The sequence below is a fragment of the Nocardioides sp. JS614 genome (genome assembly GCF_000015265.1).
Lineage (GTDB): Bacteria > Actinomycetota > Actinomycetes > Propionibacteriales > Nocardioidaceae > Nocardioides.
Genome location: NC_008699.1, coordinates 2,147,197 through 2,167,552, shown reverse-complemented (window position 1 = coordinate 2,167,552; position 20,356 = coordinate 2,147,197). Strand labels below are relative to the sequence as shown.

Here is a 20,356-nt window from a genome sequence, read left to right as displayed (position 1 = left end):
CTGGTGCAGCTGCCGCTGCCCGGGACGGAGCCGGCAGCCCGCACGCACCCGCAGCGTCCCGAGCCCGCTCCGCCATTCCTCCTGGCGCTGGGCGCGCTGGTCACCGTCGCCTGCCTGATCCCGCTCGGGTACGTCGTGTGGTCGGTCGCCGACGTCGGCCTGGCCGAGGCCCGCGACTACCTGTTCCGGCCCCGGATCGGCGAGCTGCTGTGGAACACCTCCCGGCTGCTGGTCGGCGGCGTGGCCCTCAGCGTCGTGCTCGGCGTCGGGGGTGCCTGGCTGGTCGAGCGCACCGACGTCCCCGGCCGGGGCTGGTGGCACGGCTTGATGTGCGCGCCGCTCGCCGTACCCGCCTTCGTCAACGGCTACGGCTGGGTCTCGATGACGCACGCGGTGCAGAGCTACGGCGGCGCCGCGCTCGTCGTCAGCCTGTCGTACTTCCCGTTCGTCTACCTGCCCACCGTCGCGGCCCTGCGCCGCCTCGACCCGAGCCTGGAGGAGGTCAGCGCCTCCCTGGGACAGCGGCCGCTCGCGACGTTCCTGCGGGTGGTGCTGCCCGCGATCAGCCCCGCCGTGCTCGGCGGCGCGCTGCTGGTCGGCCTGCACCTGCTGGCGGAGTACGGCGCCCTGCAGCTGCTCAACTACCCCACCCTGACCACGGCGATCCTGCAGCAGTACGGCACCTCCTTCAACGGCCCGGCCGCCAGCCTGCTCGCGCTCGTCCTCGTCGTGTTCTGCCTGGCGCTGCTGGCCGTCGAGCTGCTGCTGCGTGGCCGCGGCCGCCGGGCCCGGGTCGGCTCGGGCGCCGCCCGCGCCGCCGACCCGCACCGCCTCGGCCGCGGGCGGCTCCCGGCGGCGGGTGGGCTCGCCGCGCTCGTCGTACTCGCCCTCGGCGTGCCGCTGCTCAACCTGGCCCGGTGGCTGGTGCGCGGCTCCTCGACCCGGTGGGACCTGCCCGACCTGACCTCGGCCATCGCGACCTCCGTCGGCCTCGCCGTGCTCGCCGGTCTGGTCGCCACGGCCGCGGCGACACCGGTCGCGTGGCTCTCGGTGCGGCACCGCGGCGGGCTGACCACGACGCTGGAGCGGGCCACCTACACCGCCAGCGCGATGCCCGGCATCGTGGTCGCGCTCGCCCTGGTCACGGTGTCGATCCGTGCCGTCCCCGCGCTCTACCAGACCGTGCCGCTGCTGGTGATCGGCTACGTCATCCTGTTCCTGCCGCGCGCGGTCGTGAGCCTCCGGCCGACCATGGAGCTCGCGCCGCCGGTGCTCGAGGACGTGGCGCGCTCGCTGGGCTGCGGCCGCACCGGCGTCGGCCTCCGGGTGACCGCGCCACTCATCGCGCCCGGCCTCGCGGCCGGCTTCGCGCTCGTGTCCCTGGCCGTGTCGACCGAGCTGACCGCCACTCTGCTGCTCGCCCCGATCGGCACCGACACGCTCTCCACGGAGTTCTGGTCCAAGGCCTCCTCCGTCGCGTACGGCGCGGCCGCGCCGTACGCCCTGGCGCTCGTGGTGCTCTCGGTCCCGGCGACCTGGCTGCTCAGCCGAGTCACGGTGGGTGCGCGATGACCAAGGCGCTGGAGGTCAGCGGCCTCACCGTCGGCTACGGGGACCACACGGTCCTGCACGCGGTCGACCTCGTCGTCGAGGACGGCATCACGGCGGTGCTCGGGGTCTCCGGCTGCGGCAAGTCGACCCTGCTGCGCACCGTCGCCGGCTTCCTCCGCCCCCGCGCGGGCACCATCCGGCTGGCCGGCACGGAGGTGTCCTCGCCGACCCGGTCCGTGGCGCCCCGCGGTCGCAACATCGGCTACGTGCCCCAGGAGGGGGCATTGTTCCCGCACCTGGACGTGGCGCACAACATCGCCTTCGGGCTGCCGCGCGGGCAGCGCCGGCGCCCCCGGGAGCGGGTCGCGGAGATGCTCGAGCTGGTCGACCTGCCGGCCGGGCTCGCCACCCGCTACCCGCACCACCTCTCCGGGGGCCAGCAGCAGCGGGTCGCACTGGCCCGCGCGCTCGCGGCCCGGCCGTCCCTGGTCCTGCTCGACGAGCCGTTCTCGTCCCTGGACGCCGGGCTGCGCGAGGAGACCGGGCGGGCGGTCGTCGACGCGCTGCGCGCCACCGGGTCCGCGGCGCTGCTGGTCACCCACGACCAGGGCGAGGCGCTGTCGCTGGCCGACCAGGTCGCGATCATGTCCGGCGGGCACTTCCTCCAGGCCGCGGCGCCGCGCACCATCTACCTCTCCCCCGCCAACGAGGCCGTCGCCTCCTTCCTCGGGCACGCCGCGCTGATCCGCGGCGAGGTCGCGCCCGGCGAGCCGTCCCGGGCGACCTGCGTCCTCGGGTCCGTGCGGGTCACCGGCCACCCGGCGCCGGGACCGGTCACCCTGGCGCTGCGGCCCGAGCAGGTGCAGGTGCGGCCCGCCGAGAGCGGTGAGGGCGTCGCCGCCGAGGTGATCGACGTGAGCTTCTTCGGCCACGACGCCACCGTCCGGGCCCGGCTGGACGGCCACCCCGACCTGGTCATCGCCCGCACCCCGGCCGACACGCTGCCCCGGCCCGGCGACCACGTGCGCCTCGTCGTCACCGGCGAGGTGCGCTGCTTCGCCCCAGGGGCGGGCGCGTGACCACGGACCAGTTCGCCCGGGTCGCCGTACCCGCTCGCGAGCTGGACCTGACCCTCCTCGGCGGCCACCCCGACGACCCCGCGCTCGTCACCGGCGACCGCACGGTGACCTACGCCGAGCTGGCCGCGCTCGTGCAGCGCCGCGCGCTCGAGCTCGACGACCCGGGCCGGCTGCTGCTGCTCGAGATGGCCAACGACCTGCCCAGCGTCGTGACCTACCTGGCCGCCCTCGCGCTCCACCGCCCCGTGGTGATCGCCACCCCCGGCGCGCACGACGACATCGCCCGGACCTACCGGCCGGCGCTGGACGCCGACGCCCCGCCGCCGCTGCACCCCGACCTGGCCGTGCTGCTGTCGACCTCGGGCTCCACTGGCTCACCCAAGCTGGTCCGGCTCTCCCGCGCCAACGTGGTCGCCAACGCGCGGAGCATCGCCGACTACCTCGGCATCCGCCGCTCCGACCGGGCGCTCACCTCGCTCCCCCTGCACTACTGCTACGGCCTCTCGGTGCTCAACAGCCACCTGGTCGCCGGGGCCGCGGTGGTGCTGACCGACCTGTCGGTGGCCGACGAGTGCTTCTGGGACCTGGCCCGCACCCACCGGGCGACGACGTTCGCCGGCGTCCCCTACACGTTCGACCTGCTGGACGCGACCGGCTTCGCCGACCGCGACCTGCCGCACCTGCGCTACGTCACCCAGGCCGGCGGCCGGCTCGCGCCCGAGACGGTGGTGCGGTACGCCGAGCTCGGGCAGCGCCGCGGCTGGGACCTGTTCGTGATGTACGGCCAGACCGAGGCCACCGCCCGGATGGCGTACCTGCCGCCCACGCTGGCGCCGACCCGGCCGGAGGCGATCGGGGTCGCCGTACCGGGGGGGACGCTGCGGGTGGACCTGGACGGGCCCGGCCGCGAGGGCCTGCCCGCGGACGTCGGCGAGCTCGTCTACGGCGGCCCGAACGTGATGATGGGCTACGCCCACGGGCCCGCGGACCTGGCCCGGGGCGCCGAGCTGACCGAGCTGCGCACCGGCGACCTGGCCCGGCGCGGTCCGGACGGGCTGTGGGAGGTCGTCGGCCGGCTGAACCGCACCGCCAAGGTGTTCGGCCTGCGGCTCGACCTCGACCGGATCGAGCGCCGGCTGGCCACCGCGGGTGCCCCGGCGCGGGCAGTGGTCGTCGGCGAGGGCCTGCACCTGTTCACGACCCGGCCCCGCGACCGGCGCGTGCTGCCCACCCACCTGGCGCGGATCGCCGGCATCCCGGCCGGCACCGTGACCGCCCACGTGGTCGAGACCGTGCCGACGACCGCGTCCGGCAAGTGCGACTACGCCGCGCTGCGCCGCCAGGCCGAGGCCGCGCTCGCGCTGGCCGAGCCGGACGCCGGATCCGAGGCGGCGCCGGCGTACGGCGACGTCACCGGCCTGCGCGACCTGTACGCCGTCCTCCTCGGCCGCCCGGACGCCACCGCGCAGGACACCTTCGTCGGGCTCGGCGGCGACTCGCTGTCCTTCGTCGAGCTCTCGACCCGGCTCGCGGCCCGGATCGGACACCTGCCCGCGGACTGGCCGCACCGGTCGATCGAGTCACTGGCCCTGGAGTCCCGGCCGGCCCGCCGGTTCACGACGCCGGTCGAGCTCGGCGTCGTGCTGCGGGCCGTGGCGATCATCCTGATCGTCGTCACGCACGTCGACGTCGTGCACCTGCTCGGCGGGGCGCACGTGCTGCTCGCGCTGGTCGGCTACCACCTGGCCCGGTTCGGCCTGGCCGTCGACGGGCGGCGGACCCGGACCCGGCGGCTGCTCGTCGGCCTGGCCGGGGTCGCCGTTCCTGCCTCGCTGTGGATCGGCGGCGCCGCCCTCCTCACCGGGGAGTACCGCCCGGCCACGGCGCTGTACCTCAACGGCGTGGTCGGCGAGAGCCGGTGGAGCGACGACTGGCAGTTCTGGTTCCTCGACGTGCTGGTCTGGGGCACGCTCGCGGTCGCCCTGGCGCTCGCGGTGCCGTGGGTGGACCGCCGCCAGCGGCGCTCGCCGTACGCCGTCGCGCTGGTGGCGCTCGTGGCCGCCCTGGGGCTGCGCTACGCCACCGTCGGGGTGAGCGCGGACCTGACCGAGAAGTACACCGTGGCCGGCAGCCTGTGGCTGATCGCGCTCGGGTGGGCGGTCGCGGAGGCGCGCACCCGGACCCAGCGGCTGGTGGTCGCGGCGGTCGCGGCGCTCGGGCTGGTGGGGTTCTTCCCCGGCGAGCCGAGTCGTACGGCGATCGTCGGCATCGGCGTGCTCCTGCTGCTGTGGGCCCGACCCGTGCCGGTCCCCACGGTCCTGGCCGCGCCGCTGCGCGTGGTCGCGGGCGCGTCGCTGTGGATCTACCTGACGCAGTGGCAGGTCTACCCCGGGCTCGAGGCGGCCGGGCGGCCCGCGCTCGCGATCGGCGCCTCGCTGGCGGTGGGCGTGGCGTGCTGCTGCGCCTACACCCGGCTGGAGCGGGCGGTGCGGCCGCGGCTCAGCAGGAGACGCCGAGGCTGACGGTGCCGGCCGCCGCCTGGGTGGTGAGGTGCCGGCTGAACCACTCGGTCGCGAGCTCGGCCACCCGCTCCAGCGAGTGCGGCTCGGAGAACAGGTGGGTGGCGCCGGGGACGATGGTGACCTGGCTCGGGCAGTGCATCCGGGCCGCCGCCCAGCGGTTGAGCTCGAGCACCGTGGGGTCGGCGCCGCCGACCACCAGCAGGGTCGGTGCAGCGACCCGGCCCAGCGCGTCGCCGGCCAGGTCGGGGCGGCCACCGCGGGCGACGACGGCGGTGATCCGGCCGTCCAGGGCGGCGGCCGCGCGCAGCGCCGCCGCGGCGCCCGTGCTCGCGCCGAAGTAGCCGATCGGCAGGCCCTCGAGCGCCGGGACGCCGGCCAGCCAGTTGGTGGCCGTGATCAGCCGGTGCGCCAGGCCGTCCACGTCGAAGACGCGGTCGCACGACGACTCCTCGGCCGGGCTCAGCAGGTCCAGCAGCAGGGTGGCGAAGCCGGCGTTCGTCAGCCGCCGCGCGACCTTGACGTTGCGCAGGCTGTGCCGGCTGGAGCCGCTGCCGTGGGCGAACAGCACGACCCCTCGCGGGTGGTCCGGGATCCGCAGGGTGCCCGCGAGGATCGCGCCGCCGGCGGGGATCCGCACCGTCTGGCCGCTCGGGTCGACGCCGTCCCCGCGGCCGCCGTCGAGGAGCCGGACGACCTGCTCGTCGGTGGTCGGCCGGAAGTCCTGGTAGTGGGCCGCCACGCTGGTGAACCGGGCGGGCATCTCGACGTACACGATCTCGTCGGCGTCCAGGTCGCGGGCGTCGATGCCGGGCGCGACGACCGGCGCGGCGACCACGACGTACGACGCGCCCACCTCGCGCGCCACCCGGCAGGCGGCCGCGGCGGTGGCACCGGTGGCGATGCCGTCGTCGACGATCAGCGCCACCCGGCCGGAGAGATCCAGGCCGGACCGGCCGCTGCGCAGCTGGGTGGCGCGCTCGCGCAGGGCGGCGCGCTCGGGGTCGGTGAGCTCCGGCTCCCCCGGCAGGCCGGGCTTGCGGACCACGATCACGTCCAGCGGCGCGCGCAGCTGGTAGGCGACCTCCGCGGCCACCGGCACCCCGCCGCGGGGCAGGCCGACGACCACGACGTTGGTGCCCGTGAAGTGCGAGAGCAGGGCAGCGAGCCGCCGGCCACCGTCGATCCGGTCGAGGAACATCTCGTGGACACCTCCGTTCTGTCCCCTCCACGTTCACCCGGGGAGTGACGTACGAGACAGAGCCCCATGGCCCGGCGGCCCGGGGCCTAATGTCCCCATCCGTGGGGTCGGTCGGCCGGCGGTGTGCCAGCAACCGATCCGGGGCGACTCACTCCACGGTGAGCTCGACGGTCCGGGTCGTGAGGTCGGCGGTGGTCAGCCGGGCGCGGACGTCGGTGCCGAGCGGCAGCGGCGCGGGGCCGACCAGCCGGGACTCGACGGCGGGGTCCTGGATCACGACGACACCACGGCCCGGGTCCTTCTCGTCCACGTCGACGACCACCCCGTCGAAGACCTCGCCGACCCGGTCGCGCAGCACCCCGGCCTCCACCAGGTCGACGATCTGCCGCTCGTACGAGCGGGCCCGGGCGCCCGAGGACTGGAGGGTCTTCGGCAGGCCGGGCAACGCGGCCAGCACCCAGTCGGGGACGTCGGTGCCGGCGCACAGCGCGAGGCAGACCTCCCCGGCGTACCGGTCGCCGAGGCGCCGCAGCGGCGCGGTGACATGGGCGTACTCCGAGGCCAGCGCGGCATGCTGGGGGTCGGCGGGCGTCTCGCCGTCGAAGGCGACGTACCCGCTCCCCCGCAGCAGCCGGGCGGAGGCGTTGACCATCGCGGCGTGGCTGGGGCGGGAGGGGTCCAGGGAGCGGATGAAGTCCGGGTAGAGCTGCTCGGCCGGCCACTCGATGCCCAGCGCCCGGGCCGTGCGGTGCAGCCGCTGCACGTCGCGCGGATCCGGCGGCGGGAGGGTGCGCAGGAGCCCGACCCGGGCGTAGACCATCAGCGCGGCGGCCGCGAATCCGGTGAGCAAGGAGATCTGGGCGTTCCACTGCTCCACGGGCAGCTGCTCGCGGAACTCCAGCCGCCAGTGGTCGCCCTCGACGTCGACGTCCTGCTCGGGCAGCGGCAGCGAGACGCCGCCGCGCGCCGCCTCCCGGGCCAGCCGCAGCTCGCCGACCTCGCGCAGCAGCGCGAGCGACTCCGGGCCGGTGCCGGCGTCGATCGCCCGCTGCGCCTCCTCGTAGGACAACCGGGCGGTCGAGCGTACCCGCGCCCGCTCGACGTGCACGGCGGTGCGACCACCGTCGGCGTCGACCCGGATCGTCCACAGCAGCGCCGGACGGACCTGGTCGGGCAGCAGCGAGGCGGCGTCCTCGCTGAGCGCCGGCGGGTGCAGGGGGATCTTCGAGTCCGCGCCGTACAGCGTCTCGCCGCGCCGGTGCGCCTCGACGTCGATCGGGTCGCCGGGCGCCACGAACGCGGCGACGTCGGCGATCGCGTAGTGGACGACGTACCCCTCGCCGTCCCGCTCGAGGTGCAGCGCCTGGTCGAGGTCCATGGACCCCGGCGGGTCGATGGTGACGAACGGCAGGTCGGTGCGGTCCAGGTCCGGCAGCCGGGGCGCGCCGGCCGCCGCGGCCGCGGCCTGCTCGACCTCCGCCGGGAAGTCCGGCGTGACCTCGAGGTCGGCCTGGATCCGGGCGATCCCGTCGCGCAGCGCGGCCGCGGCCACCTCGTCGCGGACGGAGCGGACCCGGACGACGCGGCTGGACGGCATACCGGCACCATAACCACCGTGCTGATCCTGCTGCCGCCCAGCGAGGGCAAGGCGGCCGCGCGCCGCGGCAAGCCCCTGGACCTCGGGACGCTCGCGTTCCCCGCGCTGAACCCGGCGCGCGAGCGGGTGCTGGCCACCCTCGAGGAGCTGTGCGCCGGCGACCCCGCGGTCGCCGCGAAGACCCTGGGGCTCGGCGGCACCCAGCTCGACCTGGTCGACCTCAACGCCCGGCTCCGGACCGCGCCGACGGCGCGGGCCGACCAGGTCTACACCGGCGTCCTGTACGACGCCCTCGACGTCAACACCCTCTCCGCCGCGGCCAAGCGGCGCGCGGCGAGCCGGGTCGCCGTGACCTCGAGCCTGTTCGGGCTGCTGCGCACCGCGGACCGGATCCCGGCGTACCGCCTCTCTGGCGACACCACCCTCCCCGGCCTCGGCGCGGTCGCCGGCGTGTGGCGCGAGCAGCTCGGCCCGGTCGTCACCGAGGCGGTCGGCAACGGCCTGCTGGTCGACCTGCGCAGCGGCACGTACGTCGCGTTCTGGCGACCGGCCGGGGTGCGCACCGCGACCGTGCGGGTGCTGCACGAGTCCGGTGGCACCCGGAAGGTCGTCAGCCACTTCAACAAGGCCACCAAGGGCCGGATCGTGCGGGCCCTGCTGGAGGCGGGGGCGGACCCGCGCACCCCCGCCCGCCTGGCCGAGGCCCTGCGTGACCTGGGCTGGGTCGTCGAGGAGGACGGCCCGCGCCTGGACGTGGTCGTCGGCGAGCTCTGAGGGGTTGCCGGGCCGGGGGGTCGGTTTCCCCGGTTCACCGGGGAAACCGGAACTGTTGGCCCGAAACTTCGGCCCAACAGTTCCGGTTCTGCCTGAGAAGTCCGGGCGACTGCGTCGGCGGCTACCAGGTGCTGGCGGCGCCGAAGACGTCGTTGCCGGGCGGCAGCGCGTTGTACATCCGCAGCGACGGGCGGTCGTCGTAGTAGGACACGACGGTCACCGACGCGGGGGTGAGCTCCATCCGGAACACCGCCTCCAGCGGGGCGTCGAGGGCGTGGGCGACCAGGGTCTTGATCGGCGTGACGTGGCTGACGACCACGACGGTGCGGCCGGCGTGCTCGTCGAGCAGTCGGCTCAGACCCGCGAGGACCCGCTCCTGCACCACGCGGAACGACTCCCCACCGCCCTGCGGGCCACCGGGCGCGACGTCGAGGGAGCCCAGCCACGCCGTGAGATCCTCGGGGTGCCGCTCCCCCACCTCGGCGAAGGTCAGCCCGTCCCAGGCGCCGAACTCCATCTCGGCGAACCCGGGCTCGACCCGGACCTCCTGACCGAGCCGCTCGGCGACGAGCTCCGCGGACTCCCGGGTGCGCCGCACCGGGGAGGAGAGCACGACGTCCACCCGCTCGGCGAGCGGGGCGAGCCAGTCGGCGACGGCGCGCACCTGCGCCCGGCCTTCCTCGCTCAGGCCCGGGTTGGCGCTGGCGAGGCCGCCCGAGAAGCGCTTCTCGGTCGTGTGCGGGGTGACCCCGTGGCGGACCAGCACCACCGTCGTCGGCGTCCCCCCGCCGCCCCACCCTCGGGCCTGGCTCTGGATCGACGCGGGCTGCTCCTGACCGGCCTCCGCCCGCTCCTCCGGTGACTCGACCTCCTCGATCAGCGAGTCGGGTTCGGCCGCCTCGGCGGGCACCGAGACACCGCTGCGCAAGCCGTCGAGCGCCTCGTTGGCGAGCCGGTCGGCGTGCTTGTTCTGCTCGCGCGGCACCCAGGTGTACGTCGTCCCGAACGGGGCCAGCCGGCTCGCCTCGGTCGCCAGCGGCCGCATGTCGGGGTGCTTGATCTTCCAGCGCCCGGACATCTGCTCGACCACGAGCTTGGAGTCCATCCGGACCTCGATGTCGGCGTCCGGCGCGAACCGCTCGGCGAGCCGCAGCCCGGCGATCAGCCCGGAGTACTCCGCGACGTTGTTCGAGGCGATCCCGATCGCGGTGGCGTCCTCGGCGATCACCGCGCCGGTCTCGGCGTCACGGAGGACGGCGCCGTACGCCGCCGGGCCGGGGTTGCCGCGCGATCCGCCGTCCGCCTCGACGACGACGCTTCTGGTCACAGGCCGGACTCGGGCGTCCGCACCAGAATCCGCTGGCACTCCTCGCAGCGGATCACCTCGTCGGCCGGTGCCGCCTTGATCACCGCGAGCTCGGCGTTGTCGATGCCGAGCTGGCACCCGGTGCAGCGGCGTTGGCGCAGCTCGGCGGCGCCGACCCCGCCCTTCTGCTCGCGCAGCCGGTCGTAGAGGGCCAGCAGGTCGGCGGGGACGCCCTCGACGGCCGGCGCGCGCTCGGCCAGCACCGAGCCGAGCTCGGCGTCGATCGCCGCCAACCGCTCGTCGCGGGCGGCGGCGAGCTCGGCCAGCCGCTGGTCGGCCTCGGCGACCTGGGCGGTCAGCCCGTCGAGGTCGCGCTGGGCGTCCTCGAGCCGGGCCATCACCTCCAGCTCCTCGTCCTCGAGGGAGGCGATCCGGCGCTCGAGGGACTCCAGCTCGTGCTGCATCCGCTCCAGGTCCTTGGGGTTGGTGACCAGGCCCTGGTCCATCCGGTCGCGGTCGCGGCGGCGCCGGGCCTTGACCGCCTCGGCGTCCGCGTCGACCTTCTCCTGCTCGACGGTCAGGTCGTCGACGGCGATCCGGGCGTCGCGGGCCCGGTTGTCGAGCTCGGTGCGGCTCGTCCGCAGCGTGGCGATCTCGGCCAGCTCCGGCAGGCTCGTGCGCTGGTGCCGCAGCAGGTCGGCCCGGGCGTCGAGCGCCTGCACGTCCAGCAGCTGCAGTTGGGCGGAGGGGTCGGCTTTCAGCGTGGGCTCCTCGGATGCGGATGTTCAGGTAGGTCAGACCCGGAACCGCCAGGGGTCGGTCCGGATGGTGCTGACGCGGGTCTCCACCGTATCGCCCGTCCCCTCGGCCACCAGCGCCTCGGCCACCCGCGCCGCCACCACCGGCAGCCAGGTCCACTCCGCCGCCCAGTGGGCGACGTCGACCAGCGCCGGCCCGCCGCGCTCGGCGAACTCGCTGGCAGGGTGGTGCCGCAGGTCGCTGGTCACGTACACGTCGGCGTCGGTGCGCGCCACCGCGTCGAGCAGGAAGTCCCCTGCGCCGCCGCACAGCGCCACCCGGCGCACCGGCCGCTGCGGGTCGCCGGCGACGCGTACTCCCTGGGCGGTGGCCGGCAGCGCGCCGGCCACGTGGGCGGCGAACCCCTCCAGGGTCGTCTCCGGCACGGTGCCGATCCGCCCGGTGCCGGTCGTCGCGAGGCCGGGGTCGGCCAGCTCGACGACGTCGTACGCCGGCTCCTCGTAGGGGTGGGCCGTGAGCAGCGCGCGCACCACCGCGGCTCGGCGGTCCCGCGGGACGACGACCTCGACGCGGACCTCGTCGACCACCTCGACCTCGCCGACCGACCCGATCGCGGGGTGGGCGCCCTCCAGCGGTCGGAACCGGCCCTCGCCCGGGCTCGAGAACGAGGCGTGGTCGTAGTCGCCGATCCGCCCCGCTCCCGCCTGCGCCAGCACCTCGCGGAGCCGGTCGGCGTCGGCCGCGGGCACGTACACGGTGAGCTTGTCGAGCAGGCCGGCGGACGCCGGCACGATCGGCTCGGGGTCGCTCAGGCCCAGGGTCCTGGCCAGCGCCTCGGAGACGCCGCCGACGGCTTGGTCGGCGTTGGTGTGGGCCGCGAGCAGGGCGCAGCCGGCGCCGGCGAGGGCGGCCAGGGTGCGGCCCTTGGGGGTCGTGGCGGGGAATCCGTGCACGGCCTTGAGGAACAGCGGGTGGTGGGTGACCAGCAGGTCGGCGCCCCACTCGGCTGCCTCCTGGGCCACCGGCAGCACCGGGTCGACCGCGAACAGGATCTTGCGCACCGGCGCCGCGGGGTCGCCGTACACGAGCCCGACGGCGTCCCACGAGTCGGCGGTGTGGGGTGGGTACCACCCGTGCAGCAGGTCGACGACGTCCTCGAGCGCGGGCATGGCGCCAGGCTAGTGGCCCGCGCGGGTCCGGGGCCCGCCTACCCTCGACCCATGCCCGTCGTGAAGATCAACGCCATCTCCGTCCCGCCGCAGGCGCACGAGGAACTCGAGAAGCGGTTCGCCGGCCGCGCCCACACCGTCGACGCGACGCCCGGCTTCCTCGGCTTCCAGCTGCTGCGCCCGGTACGCGGAGAGGACCGGTACTTCGTCGTCACGCAGTGGGCCGACGAGGAGTCGTTCGCGGCCTGGCGCGACGGCGACGCCCGCGCCGCCCATGCCTCCCAGGCCGGCGAGCGCCGCGACCCGGTCTCCACCGGCGCCGACCTCCTGGAGTTCGAGGTCGTCCTCGACGTCCCGCCCGCGGCCGGCTGAGCGCTCTGCCGCCGGTTGGATTCCCCGGTTCACCGGGGAAGTTGGAACCTCTGGCCCGAAGTTTCGGCCCAACAGTTCCGGTTTCCCCGGTTCACCGGGGAAACCGACCCCGCCGGCACAGCCCCAGAACCGAGGGACCTAGGTCCCTACGCGACCCCGGCGACGCTTGAGTAAGTTGAGCCTTACCTTCGTCGATGGGGGGCTGGGTTGTCTGGTGGGACGCGGTCGCTGGTCGAGCTGCCCGCGGGAGCGAGCGGGACGATCGTCGGCGTCGCCGCCGATGCCGAGCCGCACGTCGCGCGCCGGCTGGTGGACCTCGGGCTGGTGCCGGGCACCGAGGTGACCGTCGTACGCCGGGCGCCGCTGCGCGACCCCACGCTCTACCGGTTCGCGGACACCTCGATGTGCCTGCGCGCCGCGCAGGCCCGGCTCGTGACCGTCGCCCCCGCATGAGCGCGCACTGCGCGCCCGGGCCGGCCACCAGCACCGACACCGGCCGCGCCATGGTCGCGCTGGTCGGCGCGCCGAACGCCGGCAAGTCGACGATCTTCAACGCGCTGACCGGGCTGCGGGTCAAGACCGGCAACTATCCCGGCGTCACCGTGGGGCGCTCCCAGGGCACCTGCGCGCTGACCGACGGCACGGCGGTCGAGGTGGAGGACCTGCCCGGCACCTACAGCCTGGAGCCGATCAGCATCGACGAGCGGATCGTGGTCGACCTGCTGCACGGTCGGCTCGACGGCGTCGGCGAGCCGGACGCGGTGCTGGTGGTCGCCGACGCGACGACCCTGCGCAGCTCGCTGCGGCTGCTGGCCGGGGTGCTCGCGCTCGGCCGCCCGACCGCGCTGGTGCTGACCATGCACGACGAGCTGGTCGCCCGCGGTGGGCGGGTCGACCTGGACCGGCTGACCCGGGCGCTCGGCGTGCCCGTGGTCGTCGCGGACGGCCGTCGGCGTGCCGGGGCCGCGGAGCTGGTCGACCTGCTGCGCGACCGGCCGGCGTGGCCGGCGCCCGTCGTACCGCCCCCGACCGACACCGACGAGTGCACCGCATGGATCAGCTCGGTGCTGACGACCGCGGCGTACCGCTCGGCCCAGGAGAGCGCGCTGACCGCCCGGATCGACCGGGTGCTGCTGCACCCGGTGGCGGGCGTCGCGGTGTTCTTCGCGGTGATGTTCGGGTTCTTCCAGACGATCTTCGCGCTGGCCGCGCCCGCCCAGGACGCGATCGGCACCGGCATCGCGGCGCTCGCGGCGACGGTGCGCGACACCTTCGGCGACTCCGCGCCCGTCCGGCTGGTGACCGACGGTCTGCTCGGCGGCGTGGGCGGCGTGCTGGTCTTCGTGCCGCAGATCGCGCTGCTGTTCGTGCTGATCGCCGCGCTCGAGCAGGTCGGCTACCTCTCCCGGGCGGCGTTCCTGATGGACCGGGTGATGGCCCTGGCCGGCCTGGAGGGCCGGGCGTTCGTCGCGCTGCTGTCGTCGTTCGCGTGCGCGATCCCCGGCATCATGGCCACCCGCACGATGCCCTCGGCGCGCGAGCGGTTGGCGACGATGCTCTCGGTGCCGCTGGTGACCTGCTCGGCGCGGCTGCCGGTCTACACGCTGCTGATCTCGATGCTGATCCCGGCGCAGGCGAGCTGGTGGGGCGTGAGCGCCCGCGGCACCACGATGTTCGGCCTCTACCTGCTGGGCGCGGTCTCGATGATGCTCGCCGCCCGGGTCGCGACCCTCGTCGGCGGCGGCCGGCACCCGGTGATGCCGTTCACGATGGAGATGCCGCCGTACCGGCTGCCCGCCCTGCGCTCGGTGGTCGTCGCGGTCTGGCTGCCGGTCAAGGGCTTCCTGCGCAAGATGGGCACGGTCATCGTGGTCTCGACGATCGTGCTCTGGGCGCTGCTGAACCTGCCGGTGCACTCGGCCGCCGAGCTGCGCGCGGACGGCGTCGACCCGGCCGACGGTACGGCGGTCGCGGCGTACACGATGGAGCACAGCGTGGCGGCCGGGATCGGGCGTGCGGCGGCCCCGGTCTTCGACCCGCTCGGCTTGGACTGGCGCACGAACGTCGCGGTGATCTCCTCGCTCGCGGCGCGGGAGACGTTCGTCGCGACGATGGGCCAGATCACCGCGGCCGGCGACCCGGACCAGCCGGCGCAGGCGCTGCGCGACACCACCTTCGACAGCGGTCCGAAGGCCGGGCAGCCCGTCTTCACCTCCGCGACCCTGGCCGCGCTGCTGGTGTTCTTCGTCTACGCCCTGCAGTGCATGGCGACGATCGCCACCCTGCGCCGGGAGACCGGCGGTTGGCAGTGGCCGCTGACGGTGTTCGGGGCGTACTTCGCGCTCGCCTGGACGATGGCGCTGCTGGCCCGCACCGTGGTGGGGGCCTTCGCATGAGCCTCGCCGCCCCCACGGTCGACCTGATCGCCCTGCACCCCGAGCCGGGCGCGACCCCCGACGAGGTGCGCTGGGTGGTCCCCGACGCTCCCCTGCCGGCGCCCGGCCGCGCCGCCGAGGTGCCGGCCGAGCTCGGGTCGCTGATCGCCGACGGGACCCTGGTGGAGGTGCAGGTCCTTCCGGGCTGCATCGCCACCCGCGCCGCGTCGGCCGGCGAGTGGCGGCGGTGCGGCCCGCGGGTGCGACAGGCCGTCGCCGCCGCCCTCGCCGATCCGGGTCGCTGGCGCACCGAGGCCGGCGACGCCCCGGACGACCGGGACCTGATCGAGGCCGTGCACCGGCTCCTCGCGGGCGACGTCGGGGACTACGTGCGCTCGCACGGCGGCGCGATCGAGCTGGTCGACGTGCGCGACGGGGTCGTGGGCGTCCGCCTGCGGGGCGCGTGCCACGGCTGCCCGGCCTCCGCGTTCACCCTGCGGGCGCGGTTCGAGCGCCGGCTCCGCGCGGAGTGCCCGGGACTGGTCGCCGTGGAGGCGCGCTAGTTGACCTGGCGGTCGCGGCCCTCCCAGTACGGCGCGCGCAGCTTGAACTTCTGCAGCTTCCCGGTGGCCGTGCGGGCGAGCTCGTCACGGAACTCCACCGACGTGGGCGCCTTGTAGCCGGCCGCCTTCTCCTTGCACCAGGCGATCAGCTCCGCCTCGGTGGCGGAGGCGCCCTCGGCGAGCACGACCAGCGCCTTGATCGTCTCGCCCCACTTGTCGCTGGGCACGCCGATCACGCAGACCTCGGCCACCGCCGGGTGCGAGAACAGCACGTCCTCGACCTCGATCGAGGAGACGTTCTCGCCGCCGGTGATGATCACGTCCTTCTTGCGGTCGCTGATCGTCAGGTACCCGTCGTCACCGAGGCTCCCGCCGTCACCGGTGTGGAACCAGCCGTCCGCCAGGGCGCGCTCGGTCTCCTCGGGCTGCTGCCAGTAGCCGTCGAGCACGACGTTGGAGCGGGCCAGCACCTCTCCCGAGTTCTCCTCGTGGTCGGAGATCGCCAGGCGTACGCCGAGCGCGGGCGCGCCCGCCCGGGTCAGCCGGATCGCCCGCTCCTCGGCGGAGAGGTCGTCCCACTCCTCGCGGGTCCGGTTGATCGTGAGCAGCGGGGAGGTCTCGGTGAGGCCGTAGATCTGGATGAACTCCCAGCCGAGCTCCTCCTGGACCCGGATCACGGTCTTGGTGGGCGGCGGCGCGCCGGCCATGATGATCCGGACCCGGTCGCGCCCGGGGATCTCGCCCTCCCAGGTCTGCGCGGCGTCGAGGACCGCGGCCGCGACGGCGGGCGCGGCGCACATCACGGTGACCCCCTGGTCGCGCACCCGGCGCAGGATCTCGGCGCCGTCGATCTTGCGGATCACCACCTGCTTCACGCCCAGGCCGGTCATCGCGTACGGCATCCCCCAGCCGTTGGCGTGGAACATCGGCAGCGTGTGGAGGTAGACGTCGCGGTCGGTGACGCCGGCGTGCATGGCGAAGGTGGCCGCGTTCACCCAGATGTTGCGATGGGTGATCTGCACGCCCTTCGGGCGCGCGGTGGTGCCGGAGGTGTAGTTGATGCAGGCGGTGGCGTTCTCGTCGGGCTCCCAGGGCCGCGGCTCCACACCTCCGTCGGCCGGGGCGGCCGCGAACATGTCCTCGTCGCGGCCGAGCACGAACTTGAACTCCGCCGGCACGTCCTCGAGGGTCTCCTCGAGCTCGGGGTCGATCAGCAGCACCCGCGCGCCGGAGTGCTTGACGATGTAGTGCACCTCGTCGGGTCGCAGCCGGAAGTTCACCGGCACCAGCACCCGCCCGAAGCCGCTGACCCCGAAGAAGGAGGTGAGCAGCCGGGCGCTGTTGTGGCTCACGATCGCGACCCGGTCGCCGACGTCGAGCCCGAGCTCGTCGAGCCTCGCGGCCTGACGGCGGGCCAGGGAGCCCAGCTCGCCGTAGGTGAGCTGGCCACCCGCACCGAGCGGCGAGGCCGGCTGGTCCGGCTCGTCGACGACGCCGACCCGCTCGCCGTACACCTGCACGGCACGGTCGATGAAGTCCGAAACGCTGAACGGGACGATCATGCTGCCTCCTGTGCTCCGAGCCACGCCACTCTCCCGTCACTGTACTGACGCGGTGCCGCCGGCGGGTTGGTGACGGGTTGGTCGCGTCTCGAGGCCCGCGTCGATGAGAGTCCTCTCATCGGGCTCTCACCCGCACCCCACCATCGGGGAGGATGGTGGTCACCATGAAGACGTTGTGGAAGGTGCTGCTCGCCCTCGCGCTGGTCGTGCCGCTGGCGGCCTACGTCACGGGTTCGCTCGTCGCCTCCGCCGCGGACGACCCCGCGCCCCGGCCGCCGATCGTGATCCAGGACGCCGGCCGGTCCGCAGCGCCGTCGCAGACCCCCTCGTCCTCGCCGTCGGCGTCGGACGACGTCGGCGAGGTCGAGCTCGACCCCGACGACCTCGACGACGACAGCGACGACTTCGGGCGCGACGACGACCGGTTCGACGACCACGGCGACGACCACGGCGACGACGACCACTCCGGGCCCGGCGGAGGCGGCGATGACCACAGCGGCAGCGGCAGCGACGACAGCGGCCACGGGAGCAGCGACGACTGACCCGACGACGGAGGGGACGGACCCCCGACGCAGCGCCCGGCCGACGTCCCGGCCGGGCGTCTCCGTCCGGGTCCGCATCACCGCCGCGGTCGCGCTCCTCGGCGCCCTGGCGCTGACCGGCGCGGGCGCGATCGTCTACGCCGTCGAGGGGCAGCGGGTCGAGGAGCAACAGCTCGCCGAGATCGACCAGGAGCTCGCGGAGCTGGGCAAGCTGCACAAGCGGGGGCTGAACCCCGACACCGGCCGGCCGTTCGACAGCGTCGGCACCATGCTGGACACCTTCCTGGTCCGCAACGTCCCGGACGAGAACGAGATCCTCGTCAGCTGGTTCGACGGCCGCCCCCAGAAGGCCTCCCCCACGGCCGCGTTCGCGGAGACCCAGCTGTTCCGCGACACCGCCGGCGCGCTGGTCGACGACGGCGGCGGCTCCGCACGGGTGGACGTGCCCGGGTACGGCGAGGCGCTGATCACCGTGCAGCCGGTGCGCAGCACGCGGGAGGCCGGGGCCCTGGTGATCGTGACCTACCTGACCGAGGCCCGCGCCGAGCTGCGCGACACGATGCGCACCTACGCGACCGTCGCGCTGCTCTCGCTGTTGCTCGTCACCGCAGCCGCGGCCTGGCTGTCCGGTCGGTTGCTCGCGCCGCTGCGCACGCTCCGCGAGACCGCGGACGACATCTCCGGGTCCGACCTCTCCCGCCGGCTGCCCGTCACCGGGCACGACGACATCACGGCCCTCACCCGTACCGTGAACGGGATGCTCGACCGGCTCGAGGCCGCGTTCGTCGGCCAGCGGGAGTTCCTCGACGACGCCGGGCACGAGCTGCGGACCCCGCTGACCGTGCTCCGGGGGCACCTCGAGCTGCTCGACACCGGCGACCCCGCCGAGGTCGCCGAGACCAAGGAGCTGCTGCTCGACGAGGTGGACCGGATGTCCCGGTTGGTCGGCGACCTGATCCTGCTGGCGAAGAGCGACCGGCCCGACTTCCTCCAGCTCCGGCCGGTCGACCTGGCCGGCCTGACCGCCGACGTGCTCGCCAAGGCCCGTGGTCTCGGCGACCGGGACTGGCAGCTCGACGCGGCCGCCGACGTGGTGGTCGTCGGGGACGAGCAGCGGCTGACCCAGGCCCTGCTCCAGCTCGCCGACAACGCGGTCAAGCACACCGGCCCCGGAGACACGGTCGCGATCGGGTCGTCGTACGACGACGGCCGCGCGCGGCTGTGGGTCCGCGACACCGGACCCGGCGTACCGCCCGAACAGCGCGGGCTGATCTTTGAACGATTCGGCCGCGGCGCCGTAATGCCTGGTGACGAGGGCTTCGGCCTCGGCCTGTCGATCGTGTCCGCCATCGCGCGGTCGCACGGCGGCGGCGTCGAGGTCGAGGACGCCGAGGAGACCGCCCCCCGCGGTGCTCGGTTCGTCATGACGCTGCCCGCGCCACCGAAGGAGGACCCGTGGCCAGGATCCTGATCGTCGAGGACGAGGAGCGGATCGCGTCGTTCCTGGCCAAGGGGCTGCGCGCCGACGGCCACGTGACGACCTGCGTGGCGGACGGCCGTGAGGGGCTCGACCTGGCGCTCGGCGGCGACGTCGACCTGGTCGTGCTCGACATCGGGCTGCCCGGGATGGACGGCTTCGAGGTGCTCGACCAGCTGCGCTCCCAGGGCTCCACGGTCCCGGTCATCGTGCTGACCGCCCGCGACTCGGTCGGCGACACCGTCTCCGCGCTCGAGGGCGGCGCCGACGACTACATGCCCAAGCCGTTCCGCTTCGCCGAGCTGCTCGCGAGGGTCCGGCTGCGGCTGCGGCAGAGCGCCGACGCGGGCGGGGCGTCGCGAGAGGACGTGCTGCAGTCCGGCCGGGTCAAGCTGGACGTACGGACCCGGCGCGCCGTGGTCGAGGACCGGCAGGTCGACCTGTCGGCCCGGGAGTTCTCGCTCGCGGAGATCTTCATGGTCAACGCCGGCCAGGTGCTCTCCCGCGAGCAGCTGCTCGACCACGTCTGGGGGATGGACTTCGACCCCGGCTCGAACGTGGTCGACGTGTACGTCGGCTATCTGCGCAAGAAGCTCGGCGCCGACACCATCGCCACCGTCCGGGGCATGGGGTACCGCTTCAACCGCTGACTCGGCCTCAGGAGGCCTTGAAGGCTCCGGCCAGCCGCGCGGCCGGGAGCCGGTCGAGGACCGGTTCGAGCGCCTCGGCCAGCTCGTGGGGCAGCGGGCGGTTGGCGGCGGCGCGGTCGAGGCCGGCGTACAGGACCTTGACCACCTCGGTCGGCGTCCGGTCGGGCAGCTCGTACGGGTCCTCGTCGAGCTGGGGGAAGCCGTGGCCGTCGAAGGCGCGGTAGCCGGCGACCGCCTCGAACAAGGTGGCGCACAGCCCCCACACGTCGCTGGCCGGCCCGGGCGCGCCGTACCGCTCGGGGTCGGCCTGCTCGGGCGCCATGTAGGCGTCGGTGCCGACCTGCCGCGTGTCGGCGGCGTCGGCCACCGGCCGGGCGACCGAGAGGTCGATCAGCCGCGCGGGGGCGCCCATGATCACGTTGCTGGGCTTGACGTCGAGGTGCACCCAGCCCAGGTGGCGCAGGTAGTGCAGCGCACTGGCGACCTCGATCGCGAGCGGGAGGTACTGCTGCTCCTGGAGCGGGCCGTAGCGGCGCAGCAGCGTCGAGAGCCGCGGGCCGTCGACCTGCTCGAGCACGACGTGGGGGCGCGGCCCACCCGGCTCGTGCCGCAGGCCGCGCACCACGACCGGGTGGTTGACCGTCGCGAGCGCCTCGACCTCGCGGGTCAGCCCGCGCAGGGCGTGCTCGTCGCGGACCAGGTCGGGACGCACCAGCTTCACGACCACCGGGAGGTAGGTCAGCTCGTCGAAGGCCAGGTAGGCCTCGTAGGCCGACCCACCGCCGAGCCGACGGACGGCCGTCAGCTCGGCGGTGATCGCGTCACCCTCGGCGAAGCCCCAGGAGGACGGGTTCGGCACG

Annotated in this window: 18 protein-coding genes; 11 read left to right on the top strand and 7 right to left on the bottom strand. The window is 74.7% G+C overall.

What is annotated here, in order from left to right; genetic code table 11:
- Nucleotides 1–3 precede the first annotated feature (3 nt).
- From NOCA_RS11680 to NOCA_RS11670, 3 genes are read left to right on the top strand one after another with little or no spacing between them, the layout of a single operon-like run.
- Complete coding sequence (locus NOCA_RS11680; RefSeq protein WP_011755478.1) at nucleotides 4–1,572, top strand: ABC transporter permease; 1,569 nt, start codon at nucleotides 4–6, stop codon at nucleotides 1,570–1,572.
- The gene (locus NOCA_RS11675; RefSeq protein WP_011755477.1) at nucleotides 1,569–2,630 is read left to right on the top strand and encodes an ABC transporter ATP-binding protein; all 1,062 of its coding nucleotides are present in this window, start codon (nucleotides 1,569–1,571) and stop codon (nucleotides 2,628–2,630) included. Before NOCA_RS11680 ends, NOCA_RS11675 begins: the two co-directional genes overlap by 4 nt.
- Nucleotides 2,627–5,152, top strand: a complete 2,526-nt coding sequence (locus tag NOCA_RS11670) for an AMP-binding protein (protein ID WP_011755476.1) — start codon at nucleotides 2,627–2,629, stop codon at nucleotides 5,150–5,152. The genes NOCA_RS11675 and NOCA_RS11670 overlap by 4 nt, the downstream gene beginning before the upstream one ends.
- Here NOCA_RS11670 and NOCA_RS11665 read toward each other — a convergent pair.
- Nucleotides 5,130–6,350, bottom strand: coding sequence for a phosphoribosyltransferase family protein (locus NOCA_RS11665; RefSeq protein ID WP_011755475.1), 1,221 nt, complete (start codon nucleotides 6,348–6,350; stop codon nucleotides 5,130–5,132). The genes NOCA_RS11670 and NOCA_RS11665 overlap by 23 nt on opposite strands.
- Nucleotides 6,351–6,498: 148 nt before the next feature.
- A complete protein-coding gene (locus tag NOCA_RS11660; protein ID WP_041546488.1) occupies nucleotides 6,499–7,947 on the bottom strand; it encodes an RNB domain-containing ribonuclease in 1,449 nt (482 codons plus the stop codon).
- A gap of 18 nt (nucleotides 7,948–7,965) precedes the next feature.
- On the opposite strand from NOCA_RS11660, the gene yaaA reads away from it, so the two are divergent.
- Complete coding sequence (gene yaaA, locus NOCA_RS11655) at nucleotides 7,966–8,721, top strand: peroxide stress protein YaaA (protein ID WP_011755473.1); 756 nt, start codon at nucleotides 7,966–7,968, stop codon at nucleotides 8,719–8,721.
- Between the two features lie 121 nt (nucleotides 8,722–8,842).
- Here yaaA and NOCA_RS11650 read toward each other — a convergent pair whose 3' ends face one another.
- From NOCA_RS11650 to NOCA_RS11640, 3 genes are all read right to left on the bottom strand, one after another.
- Entirely contained in the window at nucleotides 8,843–10,048 is a 1,206-nt protein-coding gene (locus tag NOCA_RS11650; RefSeq protein ID WP_011755472.1) for a bifunctional RNase H/acid phosphatase, read from the bottom strand.
- Nucleotides 10,045–10,749, bottom strand: a complete 705-nt coding sequence (locus NOCA_RS11645; RefSeq protein WP_011755471.1) for a zinc ribbon domain-containing protein — start codon at nucleotides 10,747–10,749, stop codon at nucleotides 10,045–10,047. The genes NOCA_RS11650 and NOCA_RS11645 overlap by 4 nt, the downstream gene beginning before the upstream one ends.
- Before the next feature lie 72 nt (nucleotides 10,750–10,821).
- Nucleotides 10,822–11,955 carry a Nif3-like dinuclear metal center hexameric protein gene (locus NOCA_RS11640; protein WP_011755470.1) on the bottom strand — a complete coding sequence of 378 codons (1,134 nt, stop codon included), beginning with the start codon at nucleotides 11,953–11,955 and terminating at the stop codon, nucleotides 10,822–10,824.
- 51 nt (nucleotides 11,956–12,006) lie between these two features.
- On the opposite strand from NOCA_RS11640, the gene NOCA_RS11635 reads away from it, so the two are divergent.
- The 4 genes from NOCA_RS11635 to NOCA_RS11620 all read left to right on the top strand — a co-directional run bounded on the left by NOCA_RS11635 (nucleotide 12,007) and on the right by NOCA_RS11620 (nucleotide 15,265).
- Nucleotides 12,007–12,327: an antibiotic biosynthesis monooxygenase family protein gene (locus NOCA_RS11635; protein WP_041546486.1), complete on the top strand. Its 321-nt coding sequence runs from the start codon at nucleotides 12,007–12,009 to the stop codon at nucleotides 12,325–12,327.
- Between the two features lie 207 nt (nucleotides 12,328–12,534).
- Nucleotides 12,535–12,780, top strand: coding sequence for a FeoA family protein (locus tag NOCA_RS11630; RefSeq protein ID WP_011755469.1), 246 nt, complete (start codon nucleotides 12,535–12,537; stop codon nucleotides 12,778–12,780).
- 50 nt (nucleotides 12,781–12,830) lie between these two features.
- Nucleotides 12,831–14,723 (top strand): ferrous iron transporter B, encoded by a 1,893-nt coding sequence (gene feoB, locus NOCA_RS11625; protein WP_197687798.1) that lies wholly within the window; start codon nucleotides 12,831–12,833, stop codon nucleotides 14,721–14,723.
- Complete coding sequence (locus NOCA_RS11620; protein WP_011755467.1) at nucleotides 14,720–15,265, top strand: NifU family protein; 546 nt, start codon at nucleotides 14,720–14,722, stop codon at nucleotides 15,263–15,265. Before feoB ends, NOCA_RS11620 begins: the two co-directional genes overlap by 4 nt.
- Here NOCA_RS11620 and NOCA_RS11615 read toward each other — a convergent pair.
- Nucleotides 15,262–16,827 carry an AMP-binding protein gene (locus NOCA_RS11615; protein WP_011755466.1) on the bottom strand — a complete coding sequence of 522 codons (1,566 nt, stop codon included), beginning with the start codon at nucleotides 16,825–16,827 and terminating at the stop codon, nucleotides 15,262–15,264. The two genes, NOCA_RS11620 and NOCA_RS11615, sit on opposite strands and share 4 nt — an antisense overlap.
- A 164-nt stretch (nucleotides 16,828–16,991) precedes the next feature.
- Between NOCA_RS11615 and NOCA_RS11610 the strand changes: the two genes are divergently transcribed.
- From NOCA_RS11610 to NOCA_RS11600, 3 genes are read left to right on the top strand one after another with little or no spacing between them, the layout of a single operon-like run.
- A complete protein-coding gene (locus NOCA_RS11610; protein WP_011755465.1) occupies nucleotides 16,992–17,369 on the top strand; it encodes a hypothetical protein in 378 nt (125 codons plus the stop codon).
- Nucleotides 17,314–18,840, top strand: a complete 1,527-nt coding sequence (locus NOCA_RS11605; protein ID WP_011755464.1) for a sensor histidine kinase — start codon at nucleotides 17,314–17,316, stop codon at nucleotides 18,838–18,840. Before NOCA_RS11610 ends, NOCA_RS11605 begins: the two co-directional genes overlap by 56 nt.
- Nucleotides 18,825–19,496, top strand: coding sequence for a response regulator transcription factor (locus NOCA_RS11600; RefSeq protein ID WP_011755463.1), 672 nt, complete (start codon nucleotides 18,825–18,827; stop codon nucleotides 19,494–19,496). Before NOCA_RS11605 ends, NOCA_RS11600 begins: the two co-directional genes overlap by 16 nt.
- Before the next feature lie 7 nt (nucleotides 19,497–19,503).
- Here NOCA_RS11600 and NOCA_RS11595 read toward each other — a convergent pair whose 3' ends face one another.
- Nucleotides 19,504–20,355: a serine/threonine-protein kinase gene (locus NOCA_RS11595; protein ID WP_011755462.1), complete on the bottom strand. Its 852-nt coding sequence runs from the start codon at nucleotides 20,353–20,355 to the stop codon at nucleotides 19,504–19,506.
- Nucleotide 20,356 lies beyond the last annotated feature (1 nt).